This window comes from Haloarchaeobius ordinarius (assembly GCF_051801355.1).
Taxonomy (GTDB): Archaea; Halobacteriota; Halobacteria; order Halobacteriales; family Natrialbaceae; genus Haloarchaeobius.
Window position 1 is genome coordinate 2984612 of the sequence record NZ_CP196560.1, and the last position, 12830, is coordinate 2997441.

Below are 12830 nucleotides of genomic sequence, written 5' to 3' on the forward strand. Positions count from 1 at the left end.
CACTCGGGTGTCCGGGTCACTCGTCCTGTGCCCAGTCGCGGGCGCGGTCGACCGCGTCGTGCCAGCGGTCGTACTTGCGGTCCATCTGGGCGGTGTCGGCGCTCGGGGAGAACTCCCGGTCTATCTGCCAGTTGTCGCGCAACTCGTCGATGGTCTCCCAGTAGTCGACGGCGAGGCCGGCGGCGTAGGCCGCGCCGAGGGCGGTCGTCTCGTCGACCTCGGGGCGGACGATGTCCGTCTCGATGATGTCGGACTGGAGCTGACAGAGGAAGTTGTTCTTGACCGCACCGCCGTCGACGCGCAGACGGCCCATCTCGATACCCGAGTCGGCCTCCATGGCTTCGGCCACGTCCCGGGTCTGGTAGGCGATGGCTTCGAGCGTCGCGCGGACGATGTGCTCGCGGCGGGTGCCACGTGTCATCCCGACGATAGTCCCGCGAGCACGCCCGTCCCAGTGCGGTGCGCCGAGGCCGGTGAACGCCGGGACCACGTACACGCCGTCGGTGGAGTCGACGCTCCGGGCGAGTTCTGCCGTCTCGGCCGGGCTGTCGATGAGTTCGACGTCTTCGAGCCACTCGATGGCCGCACCGGTGATGAAGATGGAGCCCTCCAGCGCGTACTGGACGGCTTCGCCCGAGCGCTGGAAGCCGATGGTCGTGAGCAGGCCGTGGTCGCTCGTGACCGCTTCCTCGCCCGTGTTCATGAGGAAGAACGAGCCGGTCCCGTAGGTGTTCTTCGCGTCACCCTCGTCGAAGCAGGTCTGGCCGAACAGCGCCGCCTGCTGGTCGCCGAGCGCCCCCGAAACGGGGACCTCGGCCCCGAGGAAGCCCTTCCGGTCGGTCGTCCCGTAGGTCTCGTCGTCGCTGGAGGGGCGCACCTCGGGCAGCAGGCTCTCGGGGACGCCGAACTCGTCGAGGAGTTCGTCGTCCCACTCCAGGTCGCGGATGTTGTACAGCATGGTCCGCGAGGCGTTCGTGACGTCGGTCACGTGGTTGCCCGTGAGCTTGTATATCAGCCACGAGTCGATGGTCCCCATGCGGAGTTCGCCATCTTCGGCCCGGTCGCGGATGTCCTGCGGTCGGGCACGCTCCATCTTGATGGGGTCGGCGTTCTCCAGCAGCCACTCGGCCTTGGTCGCCGAGAAGTACGCGTCGGGTTCGAGGCCAGTCTTCTCGCGAATCCACTCTATCTTGCCTTCCGCTTCCAGTTGTTCGACCCGGTCGGTGGTCCGACGGTCCTGCCAGACCAGTGCATTGTGGATTGGTTTGCCCGTCTCTGGGTCCCAGATGACCGTGGTCTCGCGCTGGTTGGTGATGCCGATGGCCGCGAGCTGGTCCGCCTCGATGCCCGCGTCGGCGAGCGCCTGGGTCACGACCAGCTTCGTGTTCTCCCAGATCTCCAACGGGTCGTGCTCGACCCAGCCGGGTTCCGGGTACACCTGCTCGTGTTTCTCGTAGGCGTTTGCGACCACCTGCCCGCGGTGGTCGAACACCATGAATCGGGTCCCTGTCGTTCCCTGGTCTATCGCACCGACGTAGCTGTTGTCTGCCATGGTTACGGGGTCGGCCGACCGATGTTTACGAGGGGTCAGCCACTGGCGATAAAGTGGACTGTACATCCAGATAAAACTTGGGTGACTGCGGCCCACGACCGGGAGAGTACCCGGGCGAATCGCGACCGAACCCCCGGCAAGGACCCGAATGGAGTCTATCTTGCCGGAAGTTACTGGGGGTGGCCGACCGAGGGTAAAAAATAAAGTGGCCACGGTACCCAGTGCCAGTAACCGAATGGCATCGAGAACAGACGTCCTGGTCATCGGCGGGGGGTCGACGGGTACGGGTATCGCCCGCGACCTCGCGATGCGTGGACTCGACGTGACACTCGTCGAGCAGGGCAACCTGACCCACGGGACGACGGGCCGGATGCACGGCCTGCTCCACAGCGGCGGCCGGTACGCCGTCGCCGACCAGGCGAGTGCGACGGAGTGCATCGAGGAGAACCGCGTCCTCCGGGACATCGCGAGCCACTGCGTCGAGATGACCGGTGGCCTGTTCGTGAAGCGACCGGAGGACACCGAGGAGTACTTCGAGGAGAAACTGCAGGGCTGTGCCGACTGTGGCATCCCCGCCGAAGTTCTCTCGCGAGAGGACGCCCGCGAGGTCGAACCCTACCTCGCGAAGGACATCGACAAGGCCATCGAGGTCCCCGACGGCGCAGTCGACCCGTTCCGGCTCTGTGTGGCGAACGCCATCTCCGCCGAGCAACACGGCGGGCGCGTCGAGACCCACGCCAAAGTGATCGACCTGCTCACCGACGGCGACCGCGTCACGGGCGCACGCGTGAAACACGAATCCGGGCCGGGCAAACGCGAGCATGGGCTGCCCGGGCAGGAAGAGGACATCCACGCCGACTACGTCGTCAACGCCACCGGGGCGTGGGCCGGCCGAATCGGCGACATGGCGGGCGTCGACGTCGAGGTCCGCCCTTCCAAGGGCGTGATGGTCGTGATGAACGTCCGGCAGGTCGACACGGTCATCAACCGCTGCAAGCCCAAGGGCGACGCAGACATCGTGGTCCCACACGAGACGACGGCCATCCTCGGCACGACCGACGAGGAGGTCGAAGACCCCGAGGACTACCCCGAGGAGGGCTGGGAGGTCGACCAGATGATAGACGAACTCTCCCAGCTCGTCCCCATCCTGCATGACGCGAGGACAGTCCGGTCGTTCTGGGGCGTCCGCCCGCTGTACGAACCGCCGGACACCGGCACGACGGACCCGACCGACATCACGCGTGACTTCTTCCTGCTCGACCACGAGGAGCGCGACGGTCTCGACGGGCTGACCAGCGTCGTCGGCGGGAAGTTCACCACCTACCGGATGATGGCCGAGGACGTGGCCGACCACGTCTGTGACGTCCTCGGCGTCAACGCCTCCTGTCAGACCGCGGATGTCCCCCTCCCCGGCAGCGAGAACCCCGAACGCCTCGACAAGGGCATGAACGCCTACGGCCTGCGCTCCCCGGTCGCCCGCCGCAGCAAGGAACGCCTCGGCTCGCGCGCGGACGACGTGCTCTCCTCGACCAGCCCGAACCCGGTGCTCTGTGAGTGCGAGGCCGTCACCCGCGCCGAGGTCCAGGACGCCATCGACCAGTCCGGCACCGACCTGAACGCGGTCCGTATCCGCACCCGCGCCTCGATGGGCAACTGCCAGGGCGGGATGTGCTGCCACCGCCTCGCGAACGAACTTCACCCCGAGTACGATTCCGAGAAAGCCGGTGACGCCCTCGACGAACTCTGGCAAGAACGCTGGAAAGGTGAGCGCCACGCGCTCTGGGGCGAGCAGCTCGAACAGGCGATGCTCAACCACGCGATGCACGCGACCACGTGGAACCGCGGCCACGAGCACGAGACCGAGGACATCGACTGGGACGAGTTCGGAGGTGCCGACCGATGATCGCGGACGACGTGCTCGTCGTCGGTGGGGGCCTCGCCGGCTCGACCGCTGCCCTCGCCGCCGCGAAGACCGGGGCTGACGTGCGCCTGGTCTCCGCGAAAGAGAGCACGATGCGCCAGGCGTCCGGACTCGCGGACTGTCTGGGCTACACAGGGGCGGACGGCGACCTGCTGGCCGACCCCTTCGCGGGACTCGACGACCTCCCCGATGAGCACCCCTACAACATCGCCGGCGAGGAGGCCATCCGCGAGGGCTTCGCCCTGTTCGACGAGGTGACCGGCGACACCTATTCGGGCAGCAAGGGTGGGGACGACCGGAACGTCCTCGTCCCGACCACGCAAGGGACGGTCAAACCGACCTTCCGCTACCCGAGGAGCGTCGAGGCTGGCCTCGCGGGCGACGGTCGCGCGACCCTCCTCGTGAGCTTCGAATCCGACCCGGACTTCGACGCGCCGCTCGCCGCGAACCAACTCGACCAGACGGTTCCGGGCGACGTGGCCGGTGTCGAACTCTCGTTCCCGGTCGACCTGCGCGACGACGTGAAACCCACCAGAATCGCAAAGCTGCTGCAGGAAGACGGCGGTGTCCGGGGCGACCTCGCCCGCGCCGTCGAACCATACTTGGAAGACGTGGCCGCCGAGCGCGTCGGCTTCCCGGCGGTCCTCGGCGAGAAGCCCGGGCCGGTCATCGACTCCCTGTCGAAGGCGCTCGGGGTCCCGGTGTTCGAGGTGTCGACCGGGCCGCCGAGCCTGCCGGGGATGCGCCTGCGCGACCGGATGCGCTCGGCCCTGCTCGACGCGGACGTCGCCGTGACGACCGGCTGCCCGATGGTTGACTTCGAAGCCGAGGATGGAAGCATCGACGTGCTGGTACTGGACAGAAACGGCGCAGCCATCCCGCACTACCCCGACCAGGTCGTCCTCGCCACGGGCGGACTGGTCGGCGGCGGCATCGACACCGACCGCGAGTCGGTGCGTGAACCCCTGTTCGACCTGCACGTCCCCCACCCCGACGACCGGTACGACTGGTCCGCCGAGGCCGCCTTCGGCGACCACGCCTTCACCCGGTTCGGGGTGCGAATCGACGAGGACGGCCGCCCGCTCGACGCCGACGGGTCGGTCGCCTACGAGAACCTCCGTGCGGCCGGCAGCGTCGTCGGCGGTGCGGACTTCGCGACGGAGCTCTCAGGCAGCGGTATCTCGTTCGCGACCGGCTGGCTCGCCGGTACGCGAGCAGGAGAGAAAGCATGAGTACGGACGATACGACGACGACCACGAACAGCGACGACGAGTTCGAACCGATACAGGTGTTCCCCGAGGGCGAGGCCGACCTCCGCCCCGGCGCGGACAGCTGCTACAAGTGCTCGACCTGCGACACCTCGTGTCCGGTCGCCGAGGTTGACGACGAGTTCCCCGGTCCGAAGTTCCAGGGACCCGAGCAGTGGCGGCTCAAGCAGAAGGAGGACACAGACATCGACAAGTCGGTGATGAAGTGCTCGAACTGCATGCGCTGTGACGGTGCCTGTCCGGCCGACGTGCCACTCAGCCAGATGCACAACACGGCCCGCGCCGAGTACGTCGACGAGCACTTAGACACCTTCTCTCGCGAGTACGTTCGCAACAAGATCCTCGCGAACTACGGCCGACTCGGCAAGCTCGGCTCGATGTTCCCCCGCCTGACCAACGTCGTGATGGGGAACTCGCTGGTCCAGAAAGTCAACGAGAAACTGCTCGGCATCACCGCCGAACGCGAGTTCCCCGAGTTCGCCACCGAGACTTTCAGAACCTGGTTCGAAAAGCGCGGCGGCGCACAGGTCCAGAGCGAGGAGAAACGCATCGCGTACTTCCACGGCGACTACGCGAACTACAACACGCCCGAGGTCGGGAAAGCGCTGGTCAGGACCTTCGAGCACTTCGGCTACGAGGTCGCGGTTCCCGAACAGCGCTGTTCGGGTACGCCCATGTTCGCCAACGGGATGCTCGACGATGCCCACCGCGCGGCGAAGTTCAACGTCGAGACCTTCGCCGAGTTGGTCGACGAGGGCTACGACGTTATCTGCTCGTGTACCTCCTGTTCCATGGCGCTCCGCCAGGAGTACCCCGAACTGTTCGACTTCGAGGACACCGAGCGCGTCGCCGCCCACACCTACGACGCCGTCGAGTACCTCCGGACCTTCGAGGACCTGGAGGGCGAACTCGCCGCGGCCAGGGACTACGACGGGGAGTTCGGAGACCTCGCCTACCACGCCCCCTGCCACGCTCGCAACCAGGGCCTCGACGGCCAGGCCGTCGAAATCCTCGGAAACGTCGACGGGGTCGACGCCCACGACGTCGGTGAGTCTTGCTCCGGTATCTCCGGGACCTACGGCTGGAAGGAGGAGAACTACGAGAACTCCATGGCCATCGGTGAGGAGATGTTCGACCACATGGAGGAAGCCCCCGCCGAGACCGGCCTGACCGAGTGCCCGACGTGTGCCATGCAGATGGAACACGGCAGCGGGTACGACGTCCGGCACACGCTGGAAGTCGTCGCGGACGCGCTCGGAGACTGAGTACTCGCTCTTCCCCCGGTCCCCGCCCTTCTGCGTCCTCGACCGATCGTAGTATGAGAGAGAATGTGGTATCAAGAAAATCGTTTTCGACCGGAAATTTAAGTATCGTTATCCGTATCCTGTAGGTATACACTCGACTGGCACGCAGCACGCGAGACCGACTGGCGGTCGACCGGGCCATCGAATCGATGGGCAACGACGACTCCCTCTCCTGGGTGCGTCACGATTCACACGGTCCACTGCTCGCCTCGACACGCGGACGTAGTGGGAACGCCATCCGGCGCTGTGCGGACGACTGTGGTTATCACCAGAGAAAAATGAACATAAGCTATCGGACGACCGATGACCCGCCCGGTGTGGTCATCAAGGACCACATAAAACAACGACAAATTCAGGTGTTGGCAGACAGAGCCGTCTCACCTGTCTCAATCGACACTGACTCTTTCAAATACCCAGTTGATGAAGCGTTCACCATCGTCGCCGAACGACTGCGGTTGACCCAGTCACCGAGCGTCTATCTACGAAGTGCTGACGGCGTATACGACCAGATGATCGACACTCAGAATACAGTTTTCCTTGAGCAAGGGAGCTATAGCCTCGATTTCGCTGCTCCACTCAAGATCTACTGGTATTTCGATGGTAGTGCCGAAATATCCAGAGGTATTGATACTTTTTCTCTGGAGTTCGCCGAATCTACCGAAGTGAAATTCGGCATCCGATCTAATCATAAGAAGCCTCCCGGGAAAATAACCACTACGGGTAGCCCCGACGACTTGATGACCGTACTCGGAGCGCTTTCGTCATCACTGAAGACGACTTCATGTGAACGGTCTTTCCCTACGTTACGTGGCTATCCGCCATTGATCGAGTTGGGCGCAGAACTTGACATCCCCAATGAATTAAAAAGGCCAGACACTGGTATCCGTATTGCTGTACCTCCAGAACACGAGTATCTTTACCCTGCCGCTCCACTCGCGTTCTATCTCGGAGCAGAACTTGTTCCAGCAAACAATCCAAGATTGCTTACTGACGACTTCGAGCACTCTCTCAAGACGGGTAGGGCGTTTGAAAACGAGGTCGCTAAGATACTGAAACAGGTTTTATTCCTCGACTGCGTGGTCCGGACTGAGGGCCTCTATCAGGTTGAGCTACACGAGCGAAAACAGATAGAGGATGACCTGCCGTTTGACATCACGGAGACCTACGAATCTGACTTAGCGGAGCAACTTCCGTTGTATCTCGATGTCCCCTTCGAAACAGTCGAGCCACTCTTACCACGTTGGTGCCTCACAGCTCACTTACCGCCAGTCTTGGAGAGTGTGGAGGCGATTCCACATATCGTCAATGACCTTGGCATCATTCGTAAACCCGTTTCGCGAGAAAAGACGGTTCCTCGTACTGTAAATCAGGGGACGGTCCGGAACACTACAGTTCAACAAGAGGCTCGCAGCGGAAACGGAAGTTCACAATCGATGGAACTTACGCAACCAGTGCCCAGCGACGAATCGATTGAGCACGCCTGGTTTGGAGACGGTACTCCGTTAGGCGCATCCAAAGCATCTGTCGAATCATTCGAAAACCAACTTCGAGACATAGAGCGGAACGAATCCATCGACATTACCGTTGTCTGTAACGATCCGAATATGATCGATGAGCAGATGCTGCTAGATGGTGTATATGGTGATCGAGAAGATTACCCCTACAGCGTCCGTTCTCATTTCGGTGTCACTCGCGATGAACTCGTAGATATCTTAACTGGTGAACGCCGTGACCTATTGCATTATATAGGGCATGCAACTCCCGAAGGAATCGAGTGCACTGATGGGAAACTGGACGTGAGAGAACTCGAATCTGTGTCGGTAAACGCATTTCTACTTAACGCCTGTCGGTCCTTTGAACAGGCCGAAGCACTCGTCGAAAAAGGCTCGTTCGGAGGTGTCGCTACATTAGGTGACGTTGTAAACAATGACGCAATTGATATCGGGAAAGCAATCGCTCACTTCCTGAACCTCGGATTCCCCCTTCGGGCCACGGTCGAACTCGTTCAAAAACACACCAGTATCGGGAGCCAATATCTAATTGTCGGAGATGGGTCACTCGATATCGTCCAACCTGATGCAGGTGCGCCGATGATAAGTAGGGTTGAACCAAAAGACGATGGAACCTTCGAGTTGACGATTCAACTCTTCCCAACGAAACACCATCAAGTCGGTACTGTGGTCTCACCATCTGTTGATGGTATTACGGAACACTATATCCATCCAAGAACTATCGAAGCCAATCGAATTAATCAGAATCAACTCACAGAGTTTCTAACGTGGTCGAACTATCCGTTCGAGATTGACGGCACTATTAATTGGAACGAAACGCTCGGTGTAGTCTTGTTCGATGAATAGAATACTACTTTCACTCCAGCGGGTTTCTATTCTCCAATTCTAATCTAGGGTCCGGTGTGTGCACTGTTCGATGCTGCCACGGTGCTGGCCTGCATGAGCAACAGCCCGATCATGAACAGCACGCCGATCATCCGCGGGTGTTCTGCCAGGTACGTCGCCAGGGTGTCGTTGTCTGCTTCCATGACAACAACACCTTTGGTAGTTGATGACATTAATCTATCTTAATTTTACTTATAAAAAATACATATTTCTTACGTGTTTAGAAAACATACGTAGCTAGTGCCCTCTCGCAACTGCATGTTCAAGCAGAAATACTAGAGAATTCTCGATTGTTGCTATTAGAAATCACCACTAGACCTTACAAAAGTCCATTTATCGGGTGTCGAACCGACTCGCGGTCTCGGCGATGGACAGGTCGCCATCGAACGTCCCCTTCAGGCGTAGTCGATGTCTTCGGTGACGTGGTCGACACCGAACACGAGGAGCCCACCGACCAGTGCGATAGCGACGATGACGGCGATGGATTCGCTCGAGTTCAGGTCACCCTTCGAGACGATGTTCGTGAACGGGAGCCGAAGCCCGCCGACCATGAGACTCACGAGGAAAGTGAGCGTCGCCTCGCGGTAGTTGTCGAGTGCCCAGTCGATGACGCGCGACATCGTGAGCAGACCGAGGACCATGCCGGTGCAGAAGGTCACGACGACGACGCCGGACTCGAGGACGGGCTGGAGTTCACCGCCGTTTGCAAGCGACAACACGCCGTCGACGAACCGCTTCAGCGTCCCGGTCATGTACTCGTACTGCTGGAGAATGACGAGGAAGAACGACCCCGAGACACCCGGGAGTATCATCGCGGAGACGGCGATGGCACCGGAGACGAAGACGACCGGGCCGGAGTGCCCGAGTGCATTCGGGGGAATCATCGTCACGCCCGCGGCGATGAGAACCCCGGCAGCGGCGACCAGGAGCCGACCCGGCGTCGAAACGTCGACCTCCTTGTAGAGCACGACCGCCGAGGCGGCGATGAGCCCGAAGAAGAACGCGGCGACCAGTGCAGGGTAGTCCTGAATCGCGGTGTGCAAGAGCCGAGAGAGCGTGACGACGGCCGTCGCGATGCCGAGACCGAGGACGAGCAAGAACGGGGCGTCGACACGGAAGAAGAGGTCACGGAGGCCGTCACGGCCGGACGCTTCGTGAACGTGGAGGAGGTGCCGGAAGTCACGCGGGTCGAACGCGGTAATCGCCTCGATGAGCCGTTCGTAGATGCCGGTGATGAGCGCGATGGTGCCACCGGAGACGCCGGGGACCGTGTCGGCAGCGCCCATCAAGAAACCTTTCAGGTAGACCGAGAGTGACTCACGCATCGCTCTCAGGTATCGCTGGAAGCGAGAAAACGGTTGTCCTTCGGTGATTAGGCCGCGCGGGCGAGAGTACCGGTGTCCGTGCGCACGAGACGCGGCTGGGAGGCGTCCGAATCGTCGGTCGAGTCCATGCCGGCGTTCGCGTCCGTGTTCACCGAACTGTTACCGGAACTACCACCGCTCGCGGCGAGGTCGACCGTGATGGGCTCGCCATCCTCGGTCATGATGGCGGTTTCGGGCACCGCGACCGTCCCGGTCTCGTCGGAGCCTTCGACCGTGATAGTGTACTCACCCGTCGCCTCGACGGTGGCGTCCGTGCCGCCCTGTTCGACGCTCACGGAGTCGTCGGTCGCGTACGGGACCGTGATGTCGAAGTTCCCGTCGGCGTCCGTCTGGACGGTCTGCGTGTAGTTGAACGTCCGGTTCGTGGTCTGGGACTGCAGTTCGACGCGGGCGGTCACGTTGGTCGGACCGGAGACGTCGGCCTGCCCGGCGATGGTCGCGCCAGGCACACGCTCGTACGTCTTCACGAGCGACTCGACGCTGACGTCGTAGGCGTGAACCTGTGGGCTGAACTGGTACTGCAGCAGTTGCTGGACGTTCATCGCGCGGTTGACGGCGGCCGCACGCCACTGACCCTCCTGATTGACCGCGACGGACGCGAACGCGACCTGCGAGCCGTTCTCGTAGACGAGCCGGTAGTGCTCCAGACCGTTCGCGTCGTCGAAGTACAGCCGCGACAGCATCGTGTTCTCGTACTGCTCACCCATGCCGGGCAACACGACCTGCGTGCCGTTGATGTTGACCTGCTTGTTCGCGTAGTAGCTCTGGGGTGACGGACCCGTCCAGGTGGCGATGGCACCGAACTTGCTGCTCGCCATCTGGTAGTCTATCATGACGTACCGGGTGTCCTCGGCGGCCTGCTGTTCGTTCTGCTGGTCGACGAGGTTCTGGAGGTCCTCGTTCGAGAGCTGGTCGATGGCCCTGTCCCGCTCGCCGATGTTGGGAAGCGCTTCCAGAAGCAGGTTTGCGTGCGTCTCGTTCTGTGCGAGCAGGTAGTCCGAGGCCGCCTTCGCGTTGTGCTGGAACGGGTTGGCGACCGGGATGCGCTCGCCTTTGACCGTAATCCAGTGGCCGTAGTCCCACCAGGACATGACGCCGTACGCACCCTCTGGGTACGCGAAGTCGTCCTGGTTCTCGTAGGTACCGTAGTAGTCGAGCTGGTTGGTCGCGCCGCCGTACCGACCGGGCTCCGGCGTGCCGTTTTGCAGCCAGTCCGTGCTGTCGTCCCACAGCAGGACCGAACCAGGCGACATGCCGTCTGCCTGTGCGTCCACCGTCGTCGAGGTCATCGCGAGCACCGGCGTCAGTGGCATCACGACGAGCATGATGACTGCGACGATGGACATGACCTGATACGGTTCGACGTCGATGTCGTCGACTGCCACGTTCGAAATGCCGACGACCTGCACGATGCGGCCGAGGAAATAGCCGTTCAGGACGGCGACACTGACGACGAAGTAGTAGTTGAAACGCACCTGCGTCATCGCCATCAGGAACATGAAGGCAGCCCAGACGAGGACGAACAGGAGTTCCGAACGGTACTCGTCGCCCGAGTAGAGGTCCCAGACGATCCAGAGGAACGCAGCCGCGGCGACTACGTAGGTGAGCCCGTACTGCGCGCCCATGAACTGGGTCAACGTTTGAACGAACGGTTCGCCCGCGCCGACGACCGCCTGTGCTTCACCGATGGTCAGCGTTGTGTCACTCTGCGCGAACGCGATAGTGCGGTTGACGTTGGATATTAGGACGTTGAAGGCGCTCGGCACAGCGAACTTGAGCGCGGCCATCCCGGCGACGAGAATCGAGGAGATGGCAATCGGATAGTAGGACTTCTTCTCTTCCTTCTCGTCGCGCATGTACGCGACACCACCCATTATTCCACCGAACAAGAGGACGAGGGCGAACGGGAGCCCGAGGAACGGGAACCCAGCCACCGATCCAACGACGATGGCGACGAAGAGGAGCGAGAATGGAGCGAGCGACGCGTTCCGGAGCGTCTCTGTCCCCACTCCCTCCCAGAATCGAGCCAGCCACGCCATGAACGCACAGCCTGCGGCGAGGCCAAGCCCGAGGCCGACCTGCAGCGGCGAGAGCGAGGTCACACCGAGGCTGAACTGGTCGATGCTCAGGAGGACGACGAACGCGGAGACGACACCGACGACGACGCCGGTGAACGCCAGGTGGTCCGGACTGCGGCCCGCGATGTACTCGATGGAGAGCGCGATGGCGAAGAACACACCGAGGATGCCCAGAAGGACCACTGCGGGCGGCCAGACCCACATGTAGAGGCCAGCCGAGACACCCGCGAGGGCGGCCCACTTGCCTGGCTTCCGCATCGCCCCCCAGTCTCGGTCAGCGACGAGCTCGTAGATCGGTTTCTCACGCTCGGCCGAACGGAGAGCGACCATGATACCGAGCACGGTGAGCGCCTGGAACAGGACCTCTGCGACGTGGTGGTCCGAGAAGCCGGCCGTGGAGCGGCGGAGGAAGACACCCGGGAGGAGTGCGAGAACCAGTGCGGCGGTGACGCCACCGAAGCGCCCACCGACGCGCTTGCCGATGAGGTAGGTGGGGATGGCAACCAGCATACCGAAGACAGCCGGTGCGACCAGCAGCGTCATCGCGATGGTGTGCTGTGAGGGGTCACCGAGACCGACGATGAGGGCACCAGTCGCGACGAGCTGGTCGAACAGCGTCCCGAACTGGTCAGCGCGGACGCCCGTGGGGAACTCGCTGTAGACGTCGTACGGCATCGTCTGTGGCCAGTGCCGAACCGTGTAGGAGACCTGTCGGAGGTGGTACCAGGCGTCGTTCCCGGCGTAGAACACCTCGCCGCCTCGTGTGAATTTATCCAGTGGTTGAAGCCGCACCCAGAGCATGAAGGCCATAATCAGCCCCACGCTGGGCACGTGATACCAGCGTTTGAAAAGTTCGATAACGGAGTCCGAACGAACCTGTTCGGATTCCGTCTGCTCGCCAGTCGACGTGCTCATTGTACGGGAAA

Annotated in this window: 8 protein-coding genes; 4 read left to right on the top strand and 4 right to left on the bottom strand. The window is 62.1% G+C overall.

Features of this window, described 5'->3' with window-relative positions; genetic code table 11:
- Positions 1-16 precede the first annotated feature (16 nt).
- The gene (glpK, locus tag ACSC1R_RS15680) at positions 17-1552 is read right to left on the bottom strand and encodes a glycerol kinase GlpK (protein ID WP_439026661.1); all 1536 of its coding nucleotides are present in this window, start codon (positions 1550-1552) and stop codon (positions 17-19) included.
- Positions 1553-1787: 235 nt separating this feature from the next.
- Between glpK and glpA the strand changes: the two genes are divergently transcribed.
- From glpA to ACSC1R_RS15700, 4 genes are all read left to right on the top strand, one after another.
- A complete protein-coding gene (glpA, locus tag ACSC1R_RS15685) occupies positions 1788-3455 on the top strand; it encodes an anaerobic glycerol-3-phosphate dehydrogenase subunit GlpA (protein WP_439026662.1) in 1668 nt (555 codons plus the stop codon).
- The gene (glpB, locus tag ACSC1R_RS15690; RefSeq protein ID WP_439026663.1) at positions 3452-4705 is read left to right on the top strand and encodes a glycerol-3-phosphate dehydrogenase subunit GlpB; all 1254 of its coding nucleotides are present in this window, start codon (positions 3452-3454) and stop codon (positions 4703-4705) included. The genes glpA and glpB overlap by 4 nt, the downstream gene beginning before the upstream one ends.
- Positions 4702-6006, top strand: coding sequence for an anaerobic glycerol-3-phosphate dehydrogenase subunit C (locus ACSC1R_RS15695; RefSeq protein WP_439026664.1), 1305 nt, complete (start codon positions 4702-4704; stop codon positions 6004-6006). Before glpB ends, ACSC1R_RS15695 begins: the two co-directional genes overlap by 4 nt.
- A gap of 188 nt (positions 6007-6194) precedes the next feature.
- Entirely contained in the window at positions 6195-8402 is a 2208-nt protein-coding gene (locus tag ACSC1R_RS15700; protein ID WP_439026665.1) for a hypothetical protein, read from the top strand.
- Between the two features lie 44 nt (positions 8403-8446).
- Here the strand turns inward: ACSC1R_RS15700 and ACSC1R_RS15705 are convergent, their stop codons facing one another.
- The 3 genes from ACSC1R_RS15705 to ACSC1R_RS15715 form a co-directional block, all read right to left on the bottom strand.
- Positions 8447-8584 carry a DUF7503 family protein gene (locus tag ACSC1R_RS15705; RefSeq protein WP_439026666.1) on the bottom strand — a complete coding sequence of 46 codons (138 nt, stop codon included), beginning with the start codon at positions 8582-8584 and terminating at the stop codon, positions 8447-8449.
- Positions 8585-8836: 252 nt separating this feature from the next.
- Positions 8837-9766 carry a DUF368 domain-containing protein gene (locus tag ACSC1R_RS15710; protein WP_439026667.1) on the bottom strand — a complete coding sequence of 310 codons (930 nt, stop codon included), beginning with the start codon at positions 9764-9766 and terminating at the stop codon, positions 8837-8839.
- A gap of 47 nt (positions 9767-9813) precedes the next feature.
- Positions 9814-12714: an oligosaccharyl transferase, archaeosortase A system-associated gene (locus ACSC1R_RS15715; protein ID WP_439026668.1), complete on the bottom strand. Its 2901-nt coding sequence runs from the start codon at positions 12712-12714 to the stop codon at positions 9814-9816.
- Between the last annotated feature and the right edge of the window lie 116 nt (positions 12715-12830).

Bases quoted from the DNA above. Each gene is read 5' to 3' on its own strand.
- glpK (WP_439026661.1), bottom strand. From the start codon at position 1,552: ATGGCAGACAACAGCTACGTCGGTGCGATAGACCAGGGAACGACAGGG.
- glpA (WP_439026662.1), top strand. From the start codon at position 1,788: ATGGCATCGAGAACAGACGTCCTGGTCATCGGCGGGGGGTCGACGGGT.
- glpB (WP_439026663.1), top strand. From the start codon at position 3,452: ATGATCGCGGACGACGTGCTCGTCGTCGGTGGGGGCCTCGCCGGCTCG.
- ACSC1R_RS15695 (WP_439026664.1), top strand. From the start codon at position 4,702: ATGAGTACGGACGATACGACGACGACCACGAACAGCGACGACGAGTTC.
- ACSC1R_RS15700 (WP_439026665.1), top strand. From the start codon at position 6,195: ATGGGCAACGACGACTCCCTCTCCTGGGTGCGTCACGATTCACACGGT.
- ACSC1R_RS15705 (WP_439026666.1), bottom strand. From the start codon at position 8,584: ATGGAAGCAGACAACGACACCCTGGCGACGTACCTGGCAGAACACCCG.
- ACSC1R_RS15710 (WP_439026667.1), bottom strand. From the start codon at position 9,766: ATGCGTGAGTCACTCTCGGTCTACCTGAAAGGTTTCTTGATGGGCGCT.
- ACSC1R_RS15715 (WP_439026668.1), bottom strand. From the start codon at position 12,714: ATGGCCTTCATGCTCTGGGTGCGGCTTCAACCACTGGATAAATTCACA.